The organism is Vibrio hepatarius (genome assembly GCF_043642085.1).
Classification (GTDB): Bacteria; Pseudomonadota; Gammaproteobacteria; order Enterobacterales; family Vibrionaceae; genus Vibrio; species Vibrio hepatarius_C.
This window is the reverse complement of record NZ_JBHZSA010000013.1, coordinates 1-23192: the sequence shown is the minus strand read 5'-3', so window position 1 is coordinate 23192 and position 23192 is coordinate 1. Positions and strand designations below refer to the sequence as shown.

Genomic DNA, 23192 nt, shown 5'->3' with positions numbered 1-23192 from the left:
TCCTTCCTGCGTCAGTCTATGGAATGACACGCCATATACCCCCAGTCTTTCTGTCATCCCCGAGAACGAGGAACGAGAGAGTTGGGGATCTCTCAACACTTGTCGAAAACTTAAAGAGATTCCTTACTCGCAACTTCGTTGCTCTAAGGAATGACTGCAAGTTGTAGCCGTAGGGTTATATCTCCAATGAAATTAGCTCTCTACTGTTTCTGAAAAAACAGTGTTATCTGCCCTACTTCAATGCCGAATTTTTTAATTTTGGTTAAGTTGAAGACATGCTTTTCGTCCTGTCGGTACATCCAGTCATCAAAAGAAACAACCAGACTGGAATCATCCATCACGAGCTCGAAATCGTATTGCCACTGCAAAGCGTTACCCACCTCTTTACCCATAGCAACGCCAATGATGTCGTCTGCTCTACCTATATATTCACCGTTGTCTAATCGCTCTATAACCCAAATTCTCTGAGTTATCTCTCCATCAGCAAACACGAAGTCTTCCACCAAGGTTAACGTGTTGTCTTCTACACGGCCTTCTATCTTCACTTCAAACCTTCTCGTTTGTTGCTCAGAATAATCTTGGACCATACCCCAAGCCATCGTCTTGCCTTCAAAGTATTCAAACAAATTAAACGCCGGAGAAGCCTGCTGATAATCATCAAGGTCGCTTGAGCAGCCCGTAACAAAGATAAGCAGCAACACAGCAAGAAACTGTTTAAGCATTATTGTTCTCCTATAAGATTTTGGCGTAACTGGGGATAGTCAGTGTCAGGCGACAGCCAAATGGCTAAGAAAGCATCATTCATCAACTCTTCTTCGACTGTGCCAATACTTTTCATTGAGGCTAGATCACTGGTATAAAAAAACTCACCTTGGCTTCCATCGGTGACATAAGTGAGATTATGTCCCTCACTGATATCTGGGAAAATCGCTTCTAATTGCCCCACCCAGGCTTGAGTCGTATTATCGGTATAGCCTAGCTTCTGCCATTGCTCTTGGGTCGCCTCAAGCAGTTGACTACGAGAAATGTCTCTTTGATAGGTAATAGAAAGAGCTAATGGGTGAGGTGTAATATCTTGACCAACTGCGTATGAGCCTGTCGGGGTCAGAAGTTGAGATTGGTAAATATCGAAGAAAAGCATAGTAAGCTGAGCTTGCCCTACAGTGTTCCACTTACGCCAATCTCCCTCAGTATCTTCATCAGGGCTAGAAGCAAAAGCATTACTTGCTAGTATCAAACACCCCGTTATCAGTATCGCTCTCATATCCATATACCTTTAGAATTACCGCTATCACTATTACCCACTCGACAAATAGGATGATTGCTGTGGTTGATAGCGATAAACCAAAAGAAACCGCGCCTAATTTGCTTCCAGCGACATAACTAAGGGAACCTGCTATGCCTCCAACAACTACTACGATAGTGGCTGGATATTGGTTCACATATGGATAAAGAAAATAGGCATACCAAGCGAAGATAGCCCAAAGTGCAACAAGCCAGTAAGGTATCCCAGTTTGATCAAATTCAAACCAGCCCATAGCGATATTGAAGTAATCAAGCAGAGAGCCAAATACCACTATGCCCACCAACTTCCTCCACTCAATATTGGTATTAATTGCGGTAGCAATCATGGTTACTATAACGAGCGACATCGTCAAGTATTGCCATTGCGCTTGCCCCATTACCGCCAAGAACCATAACAGTTGAAACCACGTCGACATTAAAATAAGGCGCTTCATACTGATTACCTGTAATGCGCACTCAACTATGGGCGCTGGAATGTCATATGTACGGTACTGATGCACTTCGCTCTAAAGCCGCCCTCACAGTAACAAAAGTAATAGTTCCACATTCGAATAAATCGCTGATCAAACCCTAACTGTTCTACTTGTTGAAGGTGATGATTGAACTTTATATACCAGTGATTCAATGTTTGAGCATAATCTTGCCCTATATCATAAAGATCTCTTAGGACCAGATCGCTGCTATTTGTCGTCGCTTGTGTCAGCGCTGTAATTGAAGGTAGAAAGCCACCCGGGAAAATGTATTTCTGTATAAAGTCGACACTATTGCTGTAGTAGTCATAACGTTGATCGGCAATGGTTATTGCTTGAATCGCCATTAACCCACCAGGCTTTAATAAAGATTGGCATTTTTGAATATACGACGTTAAGAATTGCTTTCCGACCGCTTCTATCATTTCAATAGAAACCAGTTTATCGAACTGGCCATTAAGATTACGATAATCTTCTTTTAGGAGAGTAATTCGGTCCTCTAAGCCTTTTTGATCGATTTTCTGTTTGGCGTATTGGTACTGTTGTTCTGAAATTGTCGTCGTTGTAACGCGGCATCCATACTGCTCTGCCATATAGATTGCCATTGCTCCCCAACCTGTCCCGATCTCAATAACATGATCGGTTTCAGACAGTTTCAGTTGCTCGCACAAACGTTGCATCTTGTTTATTTGTGCCTGCTCTAGATTGTCACTTGTAGAGTTGAATAGGCCCGATGAGTACAGCATCCGCTCGTCGAGAAATGTTTCATAAAGCTCATTACTCAAATCATAATGGGCTTCGATGTTTTTCGCCGAATTGCTCACTGTATTGCGGTTTAACCAATGGCTCACTTGGTTCATTAGCTTAGACAATAGTGTTGAGCGACTTTCAATCGAATCGAGTGCAGATAAGTTTAGAGCCATGAGTTCCATCAATTTGGTCAGGTCGGGACTCTCCCACCACCCATCCATATAAGCTTCCCCCGCGGCAATACTGCCTCCCTTGAGCAATCGTGAATAGAAAGCTGGGTTTTTCACTTCTATCAACGCATTAGGCTCGCTACTATTTGGCCGCCCAAACACTTCTCTTAATCTCTGGGAAGAGCCCTGCTGGAAAGATTCAACAATCGTTAAGCTACCGACCTGAAGTTTGTTCAAGCAAGAGAATGCAATATTACGAGCACTCTTTTGAACCGTTGTGAGCTTGCGGGGTAATGGCAGCGTCTCTGAACTCATCATCTTTTATTCCCTTTATTATTTTTTGATATCAGTACTAGGTTGGTCACTACTGTCACTTTGATATTTAGGGTGAGAATAGAATGGCGCCCCTTTCACCCATAGCTTTAGCGCATGCCAATAAATACCTATGGTTACTTTTACTGCCATTACCGGCGTAGAGATCAAATGTTTAACTAATACTTTAGAGTTAAACGGATATTTGTGCATTTTCAAGGTAGCGTCGAACTCTTTCGATTCTCGGTGACACTCTAAGTGGATAGAAAGTTGTCGCTCTAACGGTTTCAGCTTCCATTGATATTGTTGAGCGATCGGATTGAATGGAGAAACGTGAAACTGCTTTTTGTGCCGCCAAGTCAACTCGTCTTTGGCGTTTAAGGCGTAGTAGTGGCGTTCATTCCACGGAGTGTTACTCACTTCAGCTAAAAGATAACGCCACTGATTGTTTTCATCGTAGATGTAATAGAAGTTCACCGGGCTAAAATAGATACCGAGATAACGAAGATGGATAACTGCCTCAACACGACCTGAGATACGTTCTCCTGTCAGCTCCCAGACTTTCTCAAGCACCGCCTGTTTCAAGTCCCCTTCACCTAGATAATCTTGGCGTTTAAATCGAGCCCAATGCCACCACCTTGACCCAAAGCCCCAAACACTTTTTTCAAGCTGGGGGATTTCATCTAAGTCAAGACATGGCATGAATAAGGGATAACTCAAACTGTGTTTTACAGGTGTAAAACGTCGGTGCCTAACCATGCCAACCAATAACGCGCTATTCATTTATGCGACACCCTTTGAGCTGTGCTCCAAGCTGTCGATCCCTCGAACAACATCCAAAGCGCTGCGAACGCCATCTTCATGAAAGCCGTTGTACCAATAAGCGCCACAAAACCACGTTTTGCTTACTCCATTGATCTCACCGCGCCTAGCCTGAGCATTGATTGTTTCCTGATTAAATACGGGATGATGATAAACAAATCGCTTGAGAATTTTGTCAGGGTCTATCTGAGCGCTGCTATTGAGCGAGACACAAAATGTACAGGGTGACTGTATATGCTGCAGGATGTTCATATTATAAGTCAGTGTCGGTGCTCGAGATTGCTCTGAAGAAGAGCCATCGAGCCAATAGTTCCAAGAAGCCCAGGCCGCTTTTCGTTTCGGTAGCAATTGCTCATCAGTATGGAGGACAACCTCATTAGCCTGATAAGCGAGCCCTTTTAAAATGTTATTTTCTACTGTGCTCGCGTCATGCAAAAGTTTTTTCGCTTGGTCACTATGACAAGCAAAAATGACTTGGTCAAAACGCTCAACTTCTCCATTAGCGCGTACGATGACGCCTGCAGAGTCACGATGGACAGACTCAACCGAAGTGTTAAGCCTGATTCGGTCTGAAAAGCCTTTCGTGAGCGCTGGAATATACTCTCTTGAACCACCTTTAATCACATACCATTGTGGTCTGTTGGTGATGTCCAACAAACCATGATTGAGGAAGAATCGAGCAAAAAACTGTAGCGGGAAGGTACGCATGTCCGCCAGAGTGGAAGACCAAATAGCCGCTCCCATCGGCAAGATGTAGTTATCACAAAAATAGTCGCTGAACTTATGTTGGGCTAAGAAATCTCCAAGTGTCGACTTCCCTTGCTTGTCTTCACTCGCTATCTCTTTGACCATTCTGTTAAAGCGTAAGATCTCGAGAATAAAAGAGTAAAATTTGGGATTAAGCCAATTTCTGCGCTGAGCGAAAAGCGTCGAAATTGTATGACCATTGTATTCGAGTCCATTACTGTCATTCCTAACGCTGAAACTCATTTGACTCGGTCGGCCTTCTACACCAATTTCATCCATTAATGCGATGAAATTTGGGTAAGTCCTATCGTTGTATACGATAAAGCCAGTATCAACCGCGTAGTTTTTACCCTCTACCTCAACGTCAACCGTCGCCGTGTGACCACCAATATAATCATTGGCTTCGTATAAAGTAATATCGTGATGACGATGTAAGTAGTAACCACACGTTAATCCAGAAATTCCGGTACCAATTATTGCTATTTTCATGAAACCTCCTCTAACCCTGAACTAAGAACTTGGACGTGATGGCATTTTGCCAACGATAAGGCAGTAAACCGATGACTCTTAGCAGGGAGGTGAATTTTTTCGGGAAGTAAATATGAGCCTGTTTCTTTTCAAGGCCCCGACGAATTTCACGAGACGCGCGCTCTACTGAAATCAGCATAGGCATCTCAAACGTGTTTTTATCTGTAAGCGGCGTTTTGACAAAACCAGGATAAATAACAGACACATCAATATTCTTAGGTTTTAAATCGACCTGTAGCGTACGCGCGAGATAACTGACTGCCGCTTTGGAAGCGCCATAGGCCTCAGCTCTAGGTAGCGCTACTTCACTGGCTATAGAGCCTACAATGCCAATATGGTGACCCGCTTGATAATACTTTTGGCTCGCTTGGATAACGTTGGATAGACCAATAACATTGATATCAAATACCCGCTTCATCAATCCCGCATCCACATTTCCATCCTCCATATACTCACAATCACCGGCGTTGAAAATCCATAATGGTGGGATGAAAGGAAGAGAATTAAGAGCACTATCAGTTTGCTCTCGGTCAGTCAGGTCAAACACAAGAGGTGTTAAGCTAACGTAATCCGAAGAGAGTTGTTCAAGAACCGATTGGTTGCGACCACATGCTAGCACTGCGACACCCGATGACGCATAATCCTTAGCTAATTGCAGACCGATCCCTGACGTGGCACCGGTGATCAAAACGCCATTCATTGACCGAGCCTCTGCTTGATGGTTTTTATAACCGAGCCAAGCAGCGGTAAGTTCTCATACAACATCTCACCTAAATCGAAGTAATCGCGATGGTATATGACCCTACCTTGACTGAACTTTAAGTGACTGACCCCATTGACGTAGATGACGTTACCTTTAGAAAGTTTCGGGTGCTCTAAGCACATTACCCAGGTCAAAAAACCCGTATCACCTGATTGCTGGTGATCCTGAATTTCAAAATCGCATCTCTTAACATTGGCATACAAAGTTTCAAAATAATTTTCTAGTGCAGGCCAACCTTCCAACCTATGTGCAGCATCTTCAAATATCACCTCTTGGTGGTACACATCTGAAAGAATGTGCAAGTTGGTTTTATTAAGCTGTTGGTACACTTGCCCTACTGTTTGAACATCCATCTATTCTCCCTCAGCGCGATTTGAGCTAAAAGCACCTTTCTACCTATAGCTATTACTTTTCATTTAGCTTGTATTACGAAGGTATTGAAAGAATAGATCAAAAAAGGCTTAGTTATAAACTAAGCCTTTTCAATAAAATAGAGAGTTTTCGTTACGAATTACGCAGTGCAGTAATGCGTTTATCCAACGGTGGGTGACTCATCAACAGCTCAGTCAGTGACTGCTTACCGTTAATACCAAATGCCATCATTGAACCCTCAAGCTGAGATTCTTGACTCATTTTTAAGCGCTCTAACGCGGCAATCATCTTATGCTTACCCACCAGTTGTGCTGCGCCAGCATCAGCATGAAACTCACGATGACGGCTGTACCACATGGTGATAAAGCTTGCGAGGAAGCCAAACACCAACTCAAGTACCATACTGACACCAAAGTAAACCATCATGTTGCTACCACCCTCTTCCTCATCACTGTTTGACGAAACAATGTTGGCGATAAAACGAGATAGGAAGATAACAAAGGTATTCACCACACCTTGCATCAAGGTCATGGTTACCATGTCTCCATTGGCGATATGACTCACTTCATGCGCCAGAACCGCCTCTGCCTCATCACGTGTCATATTGTGTAGTAGACCCGTCGATACTGCGACAAGAGAGTCATTACGCTTTGCACCAGTCGCAAACGCGTTGATGTCCGCTGAGTCATAAATAGCAACGGTCGGCATACCAATACCAACTTGCTCTGATTGACGACGAACCGTCTCTAGTAGCCAATGCTCAGTTTCATTACGTGGGCTTTCAATAACCATACCGCCCACAGAACGCAGCGCCATACCCTTTGACATCATCAAAGAGATAAATGAACCACCAAAACCAAACACAGCAGCCATTACTAACAAACCTGATAAGCTACCCGGTTGCATGCCTGTCATTGCGTAAACAATATTCAGCACAACGCTTAGTACCAGAACAACAGCTAAGTTGGTTGCAAGAAATAACATTACTCGCTTCATTACTTTTCTCCAAAAAAACGGAAGCATCTTATTATTGCTAGAGATTTGCTCTCTAGCTTGTTCTTAACCCTATAGATATAGTCTATTCCTTTTAATTACAAGGTTAAGCAGCAAATTGAAACATTTGATTTCGATATTCATTATTTTTATTAAATAAACAAATCCATTCACTCGGCCTTATTCCAACCTAACACTCAAAGATAGGGTGTTAGACTTTGGTAGTATTGCCGATCAATTCAGACATGTTAGATTTAGGGAAGATGAGAAAATCCATGGAACAAAGGAAACGAATCATGGTTGAAACTAACGACTATCAAATGGCTATTGATCTGTTGTGCTGTCACTTAGGGCTTTCTGAAGAAGAAGCGAAAAAGCAGTTAGGTATTTCTTCGGAAGATAAAACGCAAAAGCGAATCATTGAAACGCAATCTGCGTTAATGGGTCTTAACCACGACAAGTAATTTGCACAGTTAATTAAAAACGGCTGCCCATGTGGCAGCCGTTTTACTTTATACTAGTCTCTATTGAGTAGCGGAGAGACATCGATGTATTTCGCGAGCCCTTGGCGTTTCACTGAAGGCACATAAGGGATTTCACCAATCTTCGGCGCATCAATCTTCTGCTCAAGCATTTCGATAATGTCCGCATAATGCTCAGTACCTGGGTTGACACGGTTTGCTACCCAGCCAACCACCTCAAGTCCATCGGCTTTAATCGCATCCAATGTCAACATAGCATGGCTTAAACAGCCCAACTTGATGCCAACAACAAGCACCACTGGTAGCTTTTCTTGCTGGACCCAAGTTGAGAGGCAATCTGTACTTGAAACAGGCACGCGCCAACCGCCAGCACCTTCCACTAACACAATGTCAGAGTTTTGCTTATGCTGCGCCAGTTTGTCACTCAAGATTGAGTACTCAATTTCAACATTCTCACGCACAGCGGCAATATGCGGTGACGCAGGCAGCTCTAATGCATATGGGTTGACATCATCGTACGCAACTTCAACCGTCGCTGCTTTCTGTAAATAGAGCGCGTCTGAGTTTCTAAAACCTTCGGCAGTTTTCTCGCTGCCAGCTGCAACTGGCTTGTAGCCAATTGTCTTTAATCCTTGCTCTGCTAACGCGTTTAAGATCGCTTTCGAAGCAACTGTTTTTCCAACATCGGTATCCGTACCCGCAATAAAAAATGCATCAATCATAGATGAATAACCCCTAAACAGACCTGATATGTTGCAGGTAGAAGACCCTGATGATTTCGATAGGCTTGATACTCTTGCTCTACTCGCATTAAAGCTCTCCGACTGGTAAGGCCGCTTGCCCTACCATCGACATGCGTTGCACCAATGCCTTTTAAACCGCGCATCAGAGCAAAAGCTGTGTCGTACCACACCGTAATGGCCGCCAAGTCTAGTTGATGCTCAGGGCAATCAGATTGCGCTAACGCAATTTTTACCTGATTGGTTGAGATAAACTCATTGACGTGTTGATATGAATCAATTTTGGCCCACGATTGTTTAAGCTCATAGAGTGACCCATCTAGCAAAGTGGAAAGATAAGCACGACCTTGCGGTTTAAGCACGCGCTTTATCTCACGAAGTGGCACTGATAAATCCAGACACCACTGAAGCGCCAAACTTGAAAATACATAGTCAATACTATTGTTCTCAAATGGGAGTTGCTCTGCATCGCCTTGTCGATAGGTGACGCCATCACTTCCGCAGCGCATATGGGCCGCTTCAAGCATCTGCTCGGACAAATCAAAACAGATAACATGCGCGCCACGTTTCAATAGCTCTAAAGAAAAATAACCGGTGCCACAGCCCACATCCAGTACAGTTTTACCTGTTAGATCCAGCGGCATTTTGGCTAGTAGGCGCTCACCGACATCACGTTGAAAGGCAGCATGTTTATCGTAGCTTGTTGCCGCACGACCAAACGCTTCCGCAATTGCCTCTTTATTAACCTCAGCAGGTGAATCCATCAATATCGCTTGTTCCATTTACTCACCCTTTACCGCTTGCTTTAGCTGTTGAGCCAACTTATCTATATGGTGGAATTGGTGCTGCGCAGTAAGCGTAATCCTTAGCCTAGCGCTACCGCTTGGTACAGTAGGAGGACGAATTGCCGTCAACCAAATGCCTGCTGATTTTAATTGCTCGGCCACTGCAACGGCTTTATCAGCGCTGCCAATAATGAAGGGCTTAATGGGGGTATCCGTCGTTTGGTAGCCTTCAATATCGGAAAGTAGATGATGATAGTACTCACCAAGCTCTGCCAACTTGTCCCTACGCCATTGCTGAGTTTGAATCATTGACGCCGCGTGAGACAAAGCAACCGCTTGAGAAGGTGGTATTGCAGTCGAGTAAACGTGATGACGGGCGAACTGTGTCAGATAGTCACCAACTTGCTCGCTACACATAATGGCGGCGCCAGATAGACCAAACGCCTTACCAAACGTTACCACCAGAATTTCAGGCTGAATGCCGGCGGCAGCGCAACTTCCCTGCCCTCGATTACCCAATACGCCAATACCGTGGGCGTCATCCACTGCGAGCCAGCCTTTGCCTTCAGTGACAGAAGCGATATCGGCAAGCGGAGCCATATCCCCATCCATGCTAAACACGCCTTCAGTCACCACCAAGGCGTTGTCACTCATCAAACTGGCTAGATGATTAACGTCGTTGTGACGAAACCGTTTCATTACTGCTGGAGAGAGCATTCCCGCTTCCATCAGCGAGGCATGATTAAGCTTGTCTTGCAGCAATAGATCGTCTTTTTCAAGCAAAGAAAAAAGTAACGCTTGGTTGGCAGAAAATCCGGAACTGAATAGTATCGCGCGCTCAAAGCCCAGCCAGTCACAAAGCGTCTCTTCAAGTTGCTGATGAGCCGATGAGAAGCCAGTAACAAGTGGCGAAGCCCCACTGCCATTACCATACTTGTCCAACCCTTGCTGCCACGCGTTGGTCAAACTCTTATCAGATGCCAACCCAAGATAGTCGTTGCTAGAGAAATTGATATATTCCGCAGCGCCGTTTTTCAGCTGCGCTGAGTTACCGTCATCAATAATACGAATTGAGCGGCTAAGCCCTTGCTCACTTCTTTGGTCAAGGGCTTGCTGGATACGAGTATTAAACGCTGGCATCGTAGAACAGGTCATCTTTAGCTGGCCTTGCTGCGACACGCTCTACTACACGGTCAAGCAGTTCATTTTCTTCTATCTCGTCAGGTTTTTGGGAAACTTCTTGGCTGTTGATACCCAACTTATTAAATAGCTGCATATCTTTATCTTCAGATGGGTTTGGTGTGGTTAGTAGCTTGCAGCCGTAAAAGACAGAGTTTGCGCCTGCCATAAAGCACAACGCCTGCATCTGCTCATTCATGTCTTCACGACCAGCAGACAGACGCACAGCCGACATTGGCATCATGATACGAGCCACGGCGATCAGACGAATAAAGTCGAACGGTTCAACATCATCCACTTCTTCAAGTGGCGTACCTTTCACTTTAACCAGCATATTAATTGGCACACTTTCAGGGTGAGTTGGTAAGTTGGCCAATTCAACAAACAGTCCAGCGCGATCATTGGTGCTTTCGCCCATGCCAATGATACCGCCAGAACAGATCTTCATACCCGCATCACGAACGTGAGATAAGGTATCTAGTCGGTCTTGGTAAGTACGAGTTGTAATGATGCTGCCGTAGAATTCTGGCGACGTATCTAGGTTATGGTTGTAGTAGTCCAAACCTGCGTCCGCCAAAGAGTTAGCCTGCTCTGGAGTCAACATGCCGAGTGTCATACATGTTTCCAAGCCCATGCCTTTCACACCTTTGATCATATCGGTTAGGTGCGGCATATCGCGCTCTTTCGGATTCTTCCACGCTGCACCCATACAGAAACGTGTTGAGCCTGCATTTTTGGCCTTTTGCGCCGCATCGAGAACACGCTCGACTTCCATTAAACGCTCTTTTTCAATATCGGTGGTGTAACGTGCGCTCTGAGGACAATATTTGCAATCCTCAGGACAAGCACCCGTTTTGATGGAGAGTAACGTACTCACTTGTACATGGTTGTGTTGCTGGTATTGACGATGAACCATTTGCGCTTCGAATAGAAGATCCATAAATGGTTTCTCCATAAGCTCTCGAACTTCGGCAACAGTCCAGTTGTGACGTACTTCCACGTGCTTTCCTTTCATTTATTGTTGGTTTGATTACTTGGCTAGTCTACTGACACAATGTAGACTGTCAACACAACAAAAAATCAAAAGTTTACATCTGGTTATTTATTAATCATTTTAATTTTAGGAATTGAACATGGATCTCGCTTTCGATCGCCGTCATATATGGCATCCTTACACATCTACGTTAACACCTCTGACCTGCTATCCAGTAAGCTCGGCTAAAGGAGTAATGCTTGAGTTGGAAGATGGTAAACAGCTTATCGATGGGATGTCCTCATGGTGGTCAGCGATTCATGGTTACAACCACCCACACCTCAATCAAGCGGCTCACAGTCAAATCGACAAAGTTTCTCATGTAATGTTTGGTGGCATTACTCATGAACCAGCGATTAACTTGTGTAAGAAGCTGCTCTCACTCACACCAAATAATCTTCAACATGTTTTTTTGGCCGACTCAGGCTCGGTCGCTGTTGAAGTAAGTTTAAAGATGGCCTTGCAATACTGGCATGCTAAAGGGCAATCAAGACCCAAGTTTCTTACCTTGAGAGACGGTTACCACGGCGACACCTTTGCGGCGATGTCGGTCACTGATCCTGACAACTCGATGCACTCTTTATACAAAGGGTTTCTGCCTGAGCATATCTTTGCCCAATCACCTAGGACTGGTTACTGGCAAAAGTGGGATGATTCTGATCTTGATGACTTTAAGCACAAGCTGGCTGAGCATCATACGGAAATAGCCGCAGTGATCTTAGAGCCTATCGTACAAGGCGCTGGCGGTATGCGTATCTACCATCCCAATTTCCTTAAAGGGGTAAGGGATCTGTGCGATCAATATGGGGTGCTATTGATCCTAGATGAAATTGCGACAGGGTTTGGCCGTACAGGTAAGATGTTCGCATGTGAGCATGCTGAGATTCAGCCCGATATATTATGCGTAGGTAAAGCGCTTACCAGTGGGTATATGACGCTATCTGCGACATTAGCCTCTAGTGAAGTCGCGCACACCGTGTGTGGTGGGGACGCAGGCTGCTTTATGCACGGACCAACCTTTATGGGGAACCCATTGGCATGTGCAGTTGCTACAGCGAGTATGGAACTGCTCGAAGAAAATAATTGGCAGACTCAGACTAAACAGATAGAGAGCCTATTTTCAGAATTACTACCAAAGCTAAAACAATATGACTTAGTTGATGATGTACGTTGGCTAGGCGCGATTGGCGTGGTTGAAACTAAATCCCCCGTCAATATGGAAAACATCCAAGCGCACTTTGTCGAACAAGGCGTGTGGATTCGCCCATTTGGTAAACTAATTTACATGATGCCACCGTTTATTAGCGAAGCAGAACATGTAGAGAAGCTAGTGGGCGCTATCGAAACCGCATTGCAAGATCCAAACTGCTTCCAGTAGTAGCAATACAAAAACGCAAAAGGCTTCCATATAGGAAGCCTTTTTTTAATTGCTGTCAGCGATGATTATTCTTGATCAATCATCCAACGGCGGAATTCTTGTTTCTCTTCAGTACTAGCACGCGTATACCAAATTTTGAGCTGCAGCGAAGCTTCACTTTCAGCTTTAACCTCTGCATTAGGTACTTGGTTGCTATCTAGTTGGTCGAGCTCTTTCTTAAGTTCACGAATGGTCCCTGATTCGAATATTAAACCACGCTCTTGGTTATACTCTTTAACTAATTTTTCAATATTCGCATAAGGTAAAAATGTATCATCCGGTGGTAATATCTCTTGAGAAGTTGGCATATCCGCCCCCTCTTGAGTGATTTCAAAGATTGGCAAACCAGATTTAACGCTCTTGGTGATCGTTGAAAGGCGTTTGGAGTTCAACGTTATTTCTGTCTCATTTGCTGAGCTTAAATCCGCGACAACAACATATGGTGGAGCTGAATAATGCTCTTTTTTTCCACCATCAATTAGCTTTCCGCCAAAACTCAATACTAACTGATTTTGCCCTTGAACTAAGTGAATATCTTCTGCGTTCTTCACTTTCTCACCATTAACTGCGTGAATTTCCACCCCCTGCGCTAACTCGACCAAACTGGCATAACTACTAGCCGAAAAAACAGACAAAGCAAGTGCCAGAACTGCGTATTTCATAAACTACTCCTCTAAAAAAAAAGCCAGTGCGATGCACTGGCTTAGATGATAACTTAGTAAAGCTGATTAGAATGCGATGTACATACCAGCGATTACATTAGAGTACTCACCTTGAGTGTCAACGTCTACTGAACCGTATTCAACGTACGTAGTTACGTTTGAGTGTAGTGCGTAGTCAACACCTACGTAGTAGTTAGTAGCTTTAGCGTCTAGCTTGTTACCAGCCATGTCTTTATCAGCATCAATTTGGTGGTAAGCTGTGTAGATACGTGCTTTATCGATAGTGTAAGCAGCAGCTAGACCCATAGAAGTACCTTCGTGGTTACCTAGTTCGATTTCAACGTTATCGTTGTTACCGCCAGATACACCTACGTTACCTTGACCTTCGTAGCTAGTGAAAGTCGCAGCTAGGTATAGGTTTTCAACAACATCTAGAGATGCTGAGATACCGTAAGCTGAACCGCCTTTAACGTAGTCAGCGTCAGAAGCTAGGCCTTGGTCGCCTGAATCCATGTAAGCTACAGCAACAGAGAATGCATCTGTAGAGTAATCAGCAGAAACAGCAAAGTTTGCATCATCATTTTCGTCTGCACGAGTTTGAACGTCAGCAGATAGCGCTAGGTTTTCAGCAACAGTTGTTTCGAAACGGATACCTTTACCTGCAGACTCAGAAGAGTTGTAAACTACGTCAAATTCAGCTTGCTCGTTTGAAACTTCAGCTTTTTCAAGTGCACCGTAAGATGAACCAGTTTCACCGATAGATAGTTTACCAAAGTTACCTTTGAAACCACCAACTACATCATCGAATGCAGCGCTGCTGTTACCGTCGCCTTCAATTTCGAAAGAACCGAAAACAGCTACTGAATCGTTTAGAGCGTGCTCAAAATCAAACTGAGTGTATGCCCAAGTGTATACGTGTGCGTCTTGCTTAGACTTCTCGCCACCTTCAGGTTTAGCTTCGTCGCTCTTAACGTAAAGGTCTACTTCACCTTTAATTGCTACAGAAGTACCGTCTTGGTTGTATAGTTCAAATGCGTTTGCTGAACCTGCTGCTAGAATAGCTAGAGCTACTAGAGTCTTTTTCATAATAATCCACTGCCTTTTCTATAGAATGGGAGATCCTTGCCCGGTTCCCTTTATGTTTTTTGATGATGATTCTGACCTCTTTTGGGTTGGATATCATCGCCACTAAATTTCGAGGTCTAGATTGCAAAAGATTATTCGGACTGTCAAATGTTCTAAAAAACAATACTAAAAAAACATAAAATCATTAAATAACAAAGGTTTACATCAAATTCAGGATAAAATACGAGCAACTTCATAACATTCCAGCGTCCTTGCTTAAGTTAATCCTAAAACACAATTTCAGAACAAAATCCCAATACAACCAATAAAAGTAACCATTGGCAATATTTTAAACTAGAAGGCACCCATATGTAGCGGGATATATTTTTTACATTTAGAATTAATTGTAAGTAATTGAAGGTTCAGTTTTTTTTTGTGAACAAGATCCACATTTGGCTATTAAGGATTCTATTTCGTGAACTGAGTAGTGTTTAGCAAAGTGTGCTATGATGCGTGACCCGCCATATAGGTCACAGTATGATTACCAGTAAAATCCAGCAATCCATTCGCACAAGTTATCAAAACCTACAGTCACAGCTAGAAAACTTTGTACCCCGTCGAGCACAGAATTATCTCGTTGCGGAAATCGCCAAGACACTTTGTGGCGAATATCACAAATCTACCCGCATGATTGTTGCTGAAGCTGGGACCGGAATCGGTAAATCTCTTTCTTATTTAATGGCGGTTATTCCGGTTGCTGTGCTCAATAATCGCAAAGTCGTCATCTCTACTGCAACAGTTGCGCTGCAAGAGCAGTTGGTCAATAAAGATCTCCCTCTATATAGAAGACTAACGGATCGCGAGTTCTCTTTTATATTGGCAAAAGGACGTCAGCGTTATTGCTGCGCTGAAAAACTTGCCTCTGCTAGCGGCGTTGATGGTGGCCAGCTGGCGATGTTTGAAACTAAGCCAAAGAAAAAAGACATTGAGCTACTGGAGACTATGTATAAGTCCTTAACCCAAGGTAAGTGGGATGGTGACAGAGACTCGTGGCCTAAACCTATCAAAGATGAAATATGGCAGCTCATTGTCAGTGATAAGCATAGCTGCAATAACAGTATGCCTGCGCATCGCGACTGTCCTTTTCAAAAAGCACGCTCAGAGCTAGATAAAACAGATGTGATTATTGCAAACCATAGTCTAGTGATGGCAGACGCTGACCTTGGCGGTGGCGTTATACTGCCAGAGCCAGAAAATACGATTTATGTTTTTGATGAAGCGCATCACCTTCCTCATGTGGCACGCGACCACTCATCGGCGGCCGCTAGCTTAAAAGGGGCTGCAACCTGGTTAGAAAGACTCAATCAATCGGTGACCAAGTTTGCCAACATGGCCGATGAAAAGCGCGTCTCTCGTTTTCGTAATGAGTTGCAAGACTCGGTACAACAGTTGATTCCCTCTTTATCTCAGTTAGCAACACGCTTTGACCCGGCACATTTTGAAGAGAACATCTATCGATTCGAAAATGGTAAACTGCCCAGTTGGTTAGAAGAAGAATCGAAAGAACTAAAGAAGCTGTCGCAAAAAGGCGCTCAAGCGGTCGCAAAGATTGCTGACTTGATTGCAGAAAGAGTGAAAGATGGAGAACTAGCGAATAGGTTGGCCGAACCTGCTTTGGCTGAACTTGGCTTCTATATCCAACGTATGGACAACCTCGCACAAGTATGGAATCTAATGGCCGAGCCGACACGAGAGAAAGGTGCGCCCCTAGCGCGCTGGCTTGAAGTCAGCCCAGAGCGAGAAGGTGACTTTATCGTCAATGTTTCCCCACTTGAGGTGGGCTGGCAACTAGACCAACAGCTCTGGAGTCGCTGCGTTGGTGCAGTGCTTACTTCAGCAACAATGAGAGCGTTAAATTCATTCAGCTTTTTCTGTCGTCAAGCCGGGATCAGTGAAAAGCCCGATGATGGTGTACGTTTCTTGGCGCTCGCTTCGCCGTTTGACTATCAAAACCAAGCTGAACTTCATGTTCCGAAAATGAAGTACGAGCCACAAGCACCGCAGTTTACGGAATATCTTATTGAAAGATTGCCTAACCTAATTGAAGACAAGAAGGCCAACTTAGTTTTATTCTCATCCTATTGGCAAATGAATCAAGTTGCAGAAGCGCTCTCAACAGATTTCGTTAAAAAAGGCTGTGCATTACAAGTTCAAGGGCAAAAATCTCGCTCAGAGATCCTAAAAAAACATAAAACCCTTGTTCAATGCCAGAAAACCAGCATCCTTTTTGGAACAGGGAGCTTTTCTGAAGGACTCGACTTGCCAGGTGAACTGCTTGAGAATCTAATCATAACCAAGATTCCTTTCGCAGTTCCTACATCACCAGTTGAGAGAGCTCACGCTGAATATATCGAAAATCGAGGTGGCAACCCTTTCATGCAGATCACGGTTCCGGAAGCGAGCAAAAAGCTCATTCAGTCAGTGGGTCGGTTGCTGCGAAAAGAACGAGATTCTGGTAAAGTCATCATCCTTGATCGCCGTGTGGTGACCAAGCGCTATGGTAGTGCTCTACTCGACTCGCTGCCGCCATTTAAACGAGTAATAGAATAATCTTCGCCCTATATATAAGAAGAATCATTATATGGAATTTTTAGAGCCGACCATGTTGTTGGTGTTGGCACTTGTCGCTTTTCTCGCTGGATTTATCGATGCGGTAGCTGGTGGAGGCGGAATGCTCACTGTCCCTACCCTATTGTCATTAGGCCTACCGCCGCATATTGCCTTAGGTACAAACAAACTTGCAGCAACCTTTGCCTCCTCGACGGCGGCATTCACCTATTATCGCAAGAAGTTGTTTAAACCTGAGTGTTGGGGACGCGCTTTTGTCGCCACCTTAACCGGGGCAATTTTAGGTACCTTGTTTGTCGACCTAATCAGCACCCAGTGGCTAGAAAAGATTTTGCCGCTTGTGATCCTCGCAGCGGCGATCTACACCATTTGGCATAAAACACCAAATCAGGTGAACAACGAAACACCGGATCCATGTCCAACGATTAAGAAAAAACAGTATGCCCAAGGTTTAACCCTTGGCTTTTATGATGGTGTTGCAGGTCCAGGAACCGGAGCATTTTGGACCGTAAGTTCAATGGCACTGTATCGGCTCAATATTTTGCTGGCATCGGGCCTAGCAAAGGCGATGAACTTTACCAGTAACTTTACCTCTTTAGTTACCTTTGCCATTTTAGGCCACATTGATTGGGTGCTAGGCTTAACGATGGGCGTTTGCTTAATGGCAGGAGCGTTTGTCGGCGCTCACTCAGCAATTAAGTTTGGTGCTAAGTTTATTCGCCCAGTCTTTGTTACTGTAGTCAGCATTCTCGCGGTAAAACTTGCTTATGAAGCATGGTTTGTAAACTTGTAAGGCGTCGTCCATGAGCAAAATACACCAGCTTAAATCAACACTAGAAGAGCTTGCAGTTCAAGCCGCTGGCCTCGACAGGCAACGAGGCGAGCACCACCTTGCACTTTTTGACGAGAGACTTTTCCGGTGTAAAGCGAAACTGTTGGTCCCATGTGTGAAAGAGACCCAATCGACTCTACAATCGATCATCAGAGAAGAAGAAGCAGGCAAGCTTACAACCATGCGCGCGGAATATCTCACTGAGCGTCTTTTCGCTCAAGTCAGTGCGATACAACGCGAACTGGCAACTACCAAGATTCGCAAGAACGAACCTAAGCATAAAAGCTACTTTCAAAAACCGATTAACGAGCTTTACCAACACTTGTCCCAACACCAAGATTGGGAGCGCCGCTTAATGGAAATGGTTCGAGACAAAGAGCTGGCATTGCAATATGCTCCGCCATTTCAGCAGCAAGCCGCTCAACAAGACCTTCTGACCACAGAGCAACGTCTCAAGCGCTGCCAAGAAGCCAAGCTTAAAATTGAAAAGCAGATCACCTACCGAGAGAGAAACCAATAATGTCTTCATCTAACTCAGGCTTAGATCAAGCACCTGACGAGATCAAACTCGCCGTTGACCTTATTTATCTATTCGAAAGCAACGAAGTCGATCCAAAAGTCGCGCTAGAAGCATTAAAAATCGTTCAGTCTGATCTTGAGCGTAAGCTGGAGCAACCATGTACCAACTAAGCTTTGATATGAACGCTTTTCTGGCTGAGCATTGGCACAAAAAGCCAACAGTAATCAAAGCTGGATTTACTGACTTTATTGATCCGATTTCGCCAGACGAGCTTGCAGGTCTGGCGATGGAAGAAGAGATCGACTCACGCTTTATTTCGAATAAAGACAATCAGTGGTCAGCGACGCATGGACCACTGCCAGAATCTCACTTCGAATCGTTGGACGAATCCCACTGGCAGCTAATAGTCCAAGCCTGTAACCACTGGCATTTAGGCTCTGCTGAACTGGTTGACGCATTTAAACAACTGCCTCAATGGTTATTTGACGATCTGATGGTCTGCTTTTCGGCCCCGGAAGGTGGCGTCGGCCCGCACATCGATCAATATGATGTGTTTATCATCCAAGGTAGTGGCAAGCGTCGCTGGCGAGTTGGCGACATCGATAAAGGGCAATACAAAGAGTCCATTCAAGCGGGCGCATTAAGACAAATTGAAGGCTTTGAACCTATTATTGATGAAGTACTCGAGCCTGGGGACATTCTTTACATTCCACCAGGTTTTCCTCATGAAGGTAACACGCTAGAACCTAGCATGAGTTACTCAATCGGTTTTCGTTCACCAAAAGAGCAAGAGTTACTGAGCAACTTTGCCGATTACGTACTGGCTCATGATGTTGGTGACGTTCACCTGCATAATCCAGAGCAGTCAACGCAAACAAACAATGGCGAGTTACTCAACCAAGATCTTGCCAAGCTTACCGATATGCTAAAAGCGGCACTGAACTCGGAAAAAGATATTCAAGCGTTTATGGGTTCTATGCTGAGCCAGTCTCGCCACCAGCTTGATATTGTCGAGCCAGAAGAGGAACAGCGCAGCGTTGAAGTGAGCGAATATTTACGTTCAGGCGGGGTGCTAAGAAAAGTATCTGGGTTGCGGGCTCTTTATCATCAAGGCCAACTAAGCACTATTTACATTAATGGGGAAACCTTCGGTGTGCCAAACGCAAACTTAGCGCAAGCTTTGTGTGACCAAGATGTAGTCGCAATCGACTGTTGTAACGACTCTGAGCTTAATGAAGCTATCGCTCTACTCACGAAGCTTGTAAATAAAGGCTACTGGTATTTCGATTAAGTTGCCTCGCTCATTATAAAAACAAACAAGGGCTTCGATATTTCGAAGCCCTTGTCGTATTCGGTAGTCTAACTCACAAGGTCAGACTTTAAACTGATCTACGAGTGATTGCTGCTTAGAAGAGAGTTCACCAATCTGCGAACTGACCATCTCAGACTCTTCCGCTTGGGTTAAAATCTGAGCGCTCAAATCGCGAATATTACTTACATTCTGGTTAACTTCCGCGGAAACAGACTGCTGCTCTTCAGCGGCTTTCACGATTTGCGAGTTCATATCGTTGATTGACGCAATAGCCTCAAAGATCTGGCTTAACTCTGCAGCTGCATTTTGGACCTGCGCTGCCGAGTCATTGGCTAAATCATTACCATCTTGTATTGCTCGAACAACGTCTCGCGTACCATTTTGCACGCTCTCAATCACCTGACGAATCTCACCCACAGATTCCTGAGTACGACTTGCTAAATTACGCACCTCGTCTGCAACCACAGCAAACCCACGTCCTTGCTCACCTGCCCTAGCCGCTTCAATCGCCGCATTTAAGGCTAGTAAGTTGGTCTGCTCAGAAATTCCCTCAATAACAGAGAGAATTTCAGTGATATTAGCATTGTTAGAAGCTAGCTCTTCAACCACAGGTACAGCCGCTGTCATACGATCCACTAGTCGAATCATTTCAGCTTGAGACTGCTCAATCACGTTTTGGCCACTCGCCGCCACTTCATTAGCTTTTTCCGCCGCTCTGACTGCTACTTCTGCATTTTGCACCACAAGGCTTGCGGTTTGAGTCATCTCTTCAGACGCCGTTGCAACCAAATCGACCTCTTTAAATTGCGCGTCGCTACTGCTTCTCGTTTGCTGGGCCGCCACTCTTGATTGCTGGGTTGTAGTCCCAATTTGTAGTGTGGTATCGACCACATCGCTAATGATTGATTGAAGTTTATCTAAGAACTTATTAAAACCTATTGATAGCTGACCGATCTCATCTTGAGATTTAATTTCTAGTCGCTGGGTTAAGTCCCCTTCACCAGATGCAATATCTTCTAAGCGAGCAGCAACTTCACGGATCGGTTTAACCAAACGAGAAGCCGCAAATGCAATCGTCGCTAACCCTAAGAAAACCAAAGCAACACCGGCAATAAGCTCAGTTTGAACGCTTGACTCAACTTGCTGGCTAATAATTGCGTCGAGTTCTTCGGCATCAGATAAAACGCTCGAACGTGGCATATCAAATAGTACACCCCAAGTCTGATTTGCTACCATAATTGGCGCAAAGACACTCAACCACGCATCATCTTTGCTCCATTGAGTTTTCACTTCTTGACCAAAAAGCAGATCCGTCAGTTGATCGTTAGAAATAATGTTACTGCTAAATGGCTGACCAACTTGCTGCGATGCATCGTCGCTTGCGATCAGTGACCCATCTAAGCTGATCAAGTTAATCGCCCCGCTGCCCGAAAATAGCTCTTTATCAGAATTAGCAACAATGCTCGCCAACGGATCGAGCCTTAGATCGATACCGAAGAAACCAATGGCTGTCTCTTCGACCATCAGCGGTACAGAAATTGAGCTAGTCAGGAAGGTGGCGCCGTCTTGAGTAATAACACGTGGTGTAGTGACACACGTATCTCCTGACGCCAGTGGGCAATAAAATCGTTCACTGTTTACTGCATCAGATAGGCTCGCTTCTGAGATAACGTTCGAAATTATGTTTTCGCCATTTTCCGCCGTCATCCAATAAGGTGAAAAGCGCCCTTTATCATTCGAGCCAACATACTCTGCGTCAACATAGTTGTTGTCTTCACCATCCAGCATATCCGGCTTAAACACTAAATACGCCCCTTCGATACTCTCGAAGTCTAATACTGCTCGGCGCACCATTTCATCCAATGCAATTCGAAGTTCTTCACTGTCACCAAAATTCTCTTCACTGAGATTCTTTTGGAACATGGCACTTGATGCCAACATTTCAGCTCGATACAAGGCTTCATTGAGATACTCGGTGACTTCAGTTGCATTAAGCAGCGCGCGAGTTTCAACAATTTGCTCAGACTTGTCGATAACCGATGCCGAGCTTTGTTGTTTGATTTGTTGCTGATTAGAAATCGCGTTGTAAACCGAGAAACCGATCAACGACAGAGAGGTGATAAGCAGGCACGCGCCCGCAAGGAGTGTGATTTTCCACTGCACAGATAACGTTCGCATATTACATCCTTTTAGCAAACTCGGTGATTTCAGACTTTTAGTGAATAAAAGTGGTTATCAATTACACCATAAATGAGTTAGATATCAATCGAAAGATTAAATAATTGTTAACAATAACGATGGACCATTTCTCTTTCGCGACCACAGAACTTTGATGCTAGTATTGCCCTAATAAAAAATAAAGCAGTCATAGTTAAGGAACAGAAATGAAAGTAATTTCTTTCAATATAAATGGCCTTCGTGCCCGCCTTCACCAACTTCAAGCTGTTATTGATAAGCATCAGCCAGATGTGATTGGTCTACAAGAAATTAAAGTTCACGACGAAGCCTTCCCGCTCGAAGACGTTGAGGCAATGGGCTATAAAGTCTATTTTCATGGTCAGAAAGCGCATTACGGCGTGGCTATGCTATGTAAGAAAGAGCCTATCTCTGTTCAAAAAGGTTTCCCTACCGATAACGAAGATCATCAAAAGCGTATGATCATGGTGACCCTTGAAGATGATAACGGTGAGAAAGTGACCGTCCTTAATGGCTACTTCCCACAAGGCGATAACATCAACCATGAGACTAAGTTCCCTTACAAGCGTCAGTTCTATTCAGATCTAATGACCTACCTAAACGATCATCACAGCAGCGATGAACAGTTGATTGTTATGGGTGATATTAACATCAGCCCTATTGATGCCGATATTGGTATCGGTGAACCTAACCGCAAGCGTTGGTTGAAGACAGGTAAGTGTTCTTTCCAACCTGAAGAGCGTCAATGGTTGAAGACACTGCTAGATTGGGGTTTTGTCGATACCTTCCGTCAGATCCATCCAGACGTAAACGATCGTTTCTCGTGGTTTGATTACCGTTCTAAAGGCTTCCCAGACAACCGCGGCCTGCGCATTGACGTAGTACTTGCAACGCCAAAACTGGCAGAGAAGTGTATTGAGTCCGATGTCGACTACGAACTACGTGGTATTGAGAAACCGTCTGACCACGCGCCAATTTGGTCAACGTTTAAGTAATAGATAACGCAAAGTCGATAAAGGCCAGCATTGTTGCTTAATGCCGATCGGTTTAGAGACTTGAATGATCCTCGGGACGTATGATAATCCCCACTAACAAAGTTAGTGGGGATT

24 protein-coding genes are annotated in these 23192 nt (G+C 44.5%); 8 read left to right on the top strand and 16 right to left on the bottom strand.

The window, feature by feature from the left end; all coding sequences use genetic code 11:
• Nucleotides 1-200 precede the first annotated feature (200 nt).
• The 9 genes from ACHUFZ_RS18295 to htpX all read right to left on the bottom strand — a co-directional run bounded on the left by ACHUFZ_RS18295 (nt 201) and on the right by htpX (nt 7235).
• Nucleotides 201-722, bottom strand: a complete 522-nt coding sequence (locus tag ACHUFZ_RS18295) for a DUF3833 domain-containing protein (protein ID WP_394128267.1) — start codon at nt 720-722, stop codon at nt 201-203.
• Complete coding sequence (locus ACHUFZ_RS18290) at nt 722-1264, bottom strand: chalcone isomerase family protein (RefSeq protein WP_394128266.1); 543 nt, start codon at nt 1262-1264, stop codon at nt 722-724. Before ACHUFZ_RS18290 ends, ACHUFZ_RS18295 begins: the two co-directional genes overlap by 1 nt.
• The gene (locus ACHUFZ_RS18285; RefSeq protein WP_394128265.1) at nt 1221-1739 is read right to left on the bottom strand and encodes a DUF2878 domain-containing protein; all 519 of its coding nucleotides are present in this window, start codon (nt 1737-1739) and stop codon (nt 1221-1223) included. Before ACHUFZ_RS18285 ends, ACHUFZ_RS18290 begins: the two co-directional genes overlap by 44 nt.
• A gap of 26 nt (nt 1740-1765) precedes the next feature.
• Nucleotides 1766-3013 (bottom strand): class I SAM-dependent methyltransferase, encoded by a 1248-nt coding sequence (locus ACHUFZ_RS18280; RefSeq protein ID WP_394128264.1) that lies wholly within the window; start codon nt 3011-3013, stop codon nt 1766-1768.
• Nucleotides 3014-3028: 15 nt separating this feature from the next.
• A complete protein-coding gene (locus ACHUFZ_RS18275; RefSeq protein WP_394128263.1) occupies nt 3029-3790 on the bottom strand; it encodes a DUF1365 domain-containing protein in 762 nt (253 codons plus the stop codon).
• A complete protein-coding gene (locus tag ACHUFZ_RS18270) occupies nt 3791-5065 on the bottom strand; it encodes an NAD(P)/FAD-dependent oxidoreductase (protein WP_394128262.1) in 1275 nt (424 codons plus the stop codon).
• A 10-nt stretch (nt 5066-5075) separates the two neighbouring features.
• Nucleotides 5076-5804, bottom strand: a complete 729-nt coding sequence (locus ACHUFZ_RS18265; protein WP_394128261.1) for an SDR family NAD(P)-dependent oxidoreductase — start codon at nt 5802-5804, stop codon at nt 5076-5078.
• Nucleotides 5801-6220 carry a nuclear transport factor 2 family protein gene (locus ACHUFZ_RS18260; protein WP_053438580.1) on the bottom strand — a complete coding sequence of 140 codons (420 nt, stop codon included), beginning with the start codon at nt 6218-6220 and terminating at the stop codon, nt 5801-5803. Before ACHUFZ_RS18260 ends, ACHUFZ_RS18265 begins: the two co-directional genes overlap by 4 nt.
• Before the next feature lie 151 nt (nt 6221-6371).
• Entirely contained in the window at nt 6372-7235 is an 864-nt protein-coding gene (htpX, locus tag ACHUFZ_RS18255; protein WP_053438579.1) for a protease HtpX, read from the bottom strand.
• 272 nt (nt 7236-7507) lie between these two features.
• On the opposite strand from htpX, the gene ACHUFZ_RS18250 reads away from it, so the two are divergent.
• The gene (locus ACHUFZ_RS18250) at nt 7508-7696 is read left to right on the top strand and encodes a hypothetical protein (protein WP_394128315.1); all 189 of its coding nucleotides are present in this window, start codon (nt 7508-7510) and stop codon (nt 7694-7696) included.
• 53 nt (nt 7697-7749) lie between these two features.
• Here ACHUFZ_RS18250 and bioD read toward each other — a convergent pair whose 3' ends face one another.
• From bioD to bioB, 4 genes are read right to left on the bottom strand one after another with little or no spacing between them, the layout of a single operon-like run.
• Nucleotides 7750-8436: a dethiobiotin synthase gene (gene bioD, locus ACHUFZ_RS18245; RefSeq protein ID WP_394128260.1), complete on the bottom strand. Its 687-nt coding sequence runs from the start codon at nt 8434-8436 to the stop codon at nt 7750-7752.
• A complete protein-coding gene (bioC, locus tag ACHUFZ_RS18240; RefSeq protein ID WP_394128259.1) occupies nt 8433-9236 on the bottom strand; it encodes a malonyl-ACP O-methyltransferase BioC in 804 nt (267 codons plus the stop codon). Before bioC ends, bioD begins: the two co-directional genes overlap by 4 nt.
• Complete coding sequence (gene bioF, locus ACHUFZ_RS18235; RefSeq protein ID WP_394128310.1) at nt 9237-10379, bottom strand: 8-amino-7-oxononanoate synthase; 1143 nt, start codon at nt 10377-10379, stop codon at nt 9237-9239.
• On the bottom strand, nt 10366-11418 hold the full coding sequence (gene bioB, locus ACHUFZ_RS18230) for a biotin synthase BioB (RefSeq protein WP_394128258.1): 1053 nt from the start codon (nt 11416-11418) through the stop codon (nt 10366-10368). Before bioB ends, bioF begins: the two co-directional genes overlap by 14 nt.
• A 133-nt stretch (nt 11419-11551) precedes the next feature.
• Between bioB and bioA the strand changes: the two genes are divergently transcribed.
• The gene (bioA, locus tag ACHUFZ_RS18225) at nt 11552-12829 is read left to right on the top strand and encodes an adenosylmethionine--8-amino-7-oxononanoate transaminase (RefSeq protein WP_394128257.1); all 1278 of its coding nucleotides are present in this window, start codon (nt 11552-11554) and stop codon (nt 12827-12829) included.
• Between the two features lie 65 nt (nt 12830-12894).
• Here the strand turns inward: bioA and ACHUFZ_RS18220 are convergent, their stop codons facing one another.
• Both ACHUFZ_RS18220 and ACHUFZ_RS18215 read right to left on the bottom strand, forming a co-directional pair.
• Nucleotides 12895-13530 (bottom strand): DUF2057 family protein, encoded by a 636-nt coding sequence (locus ACHUFZ_RS18220; RefSeq protein ID WP_394128256.1) that lies wholly within the window; start codon nt 13528-13530, stop codon nt 12895-12897.
• A gap of 66 nt (nt 13531-13596) precedes the next feature.
• The gene (locus ACHUFZ_RS18215; protein ID WP_394128255.1) at nt 13597-14616 is read right to left on the bottom strand and encodes a porin; all 1020 of its coding nucleotides are present in this window, start codon (nt 14614-14616) and stop codon (nt 13597-13599) included.
• A 516-nt stretch (nt 14617-15132) separates the two neighbouring features.
• Between ACHUFZ_RS18215 and dinG the strand changes: the two genes are divergently transcribed.
• From dinG to ACHUFZ_RS18190, 5 genes are read left to right on the top strand one after another with little or no spacing between them, the layout of a single operon-like run.
• Nucleotides 15133-17205, top strand: coding sequence for an ATP-dependent DNA helicase DinG (gene dinG, locus ACHUFZ_RS18210; protein WP_394128254.1), 2073 nt, complete (start codon nt 15133-15135; stop codon nt 17203-17205).
• A 31-nt stretch (nt 17206-17236) separates the two neighbouring features.
• Nucleotides 17237-18016, top strand: coding sequence for a sulfite exporter TauE/SafE family protein (locus tag ACHUFZ_RS18205; RefSeq protein ID WP_134834402.1), 780 nt, complete (start codon nt 17237-17239; stop codon nt 18014-18016).
• A 10-nt stretch (nt 18017-18026) separates the two neighbouring features.
• Nucleotides 18027-18575, top strand: a complete 549-nt coding sequence (locus ACHUFZ_RS18200; RefSeq protein ID WP_394128253.1) for a primosomal replication protein — start codon at nt 18027-18029, stop codon at nt 18573-18575.
• Nucleotides 18575-18745 (top strand): pleiotropic regulatory protein RsmS, encoded by a 171-nt coding sequence (gene rsmS / locus ACHUFZ_RS18195; protein WP_134834404.1) that lies wholly within the window; start codon nt 18575-18577, stop codon nt 18743-18745. Before ACHUFZ_RS18200 ends, rsmS begins: the two co-directional genes overlap by 1 nt.
• On the top strand, nt 18733-19866 hold the full coding sequence (locus tag ACHUFZ_RS18190) for a ribosomal protein uL16 3-hydroxylase (protein ID WP_394128252.1): 1134 nt from the start codon (nt 18733-18735) through the stop codon (nt 19864-19866). Before rsmS ends, ACHUFZ_RS18190 begins: the two co-directional genes overlap by 13 nt.
• Before the next feature lie 81 nt (nt 19867-19947).
• Here the strand turns inward: ACHUFZ_RS18190 and ACHUFZ_RS18185 are convergent, their stop codons facing one another.
• Nucleotides 19948-22065: a methyl-accepting chemotaxis protein gene (locus ACHUFZ_RS18185; protein ID WP_394128251.1), complete on the bottom strand. Its 2118-nt coding sequence runs from the start codon at nt 22063-22065 to the stop codon at nt 19948-19950.
• 206 nt (nt 22066-22271) lie between these two features.
• On the opposite strand from ACHUFZ_RS18185, the gene xthA reads away from it, so the two are divergent.
• Entirely contained in the window at nt 22272-23078 is an 807-nt protein-coding gene (gene xthA, locus ACHUFZ_RS18180) for an exodeoxyribonuclease III (RefSeq protein ID WP_394128250.1), read from the top strand.
• The last annotated feature ends 114 nt before the right edge of the window (nt 23079-23192 follow it).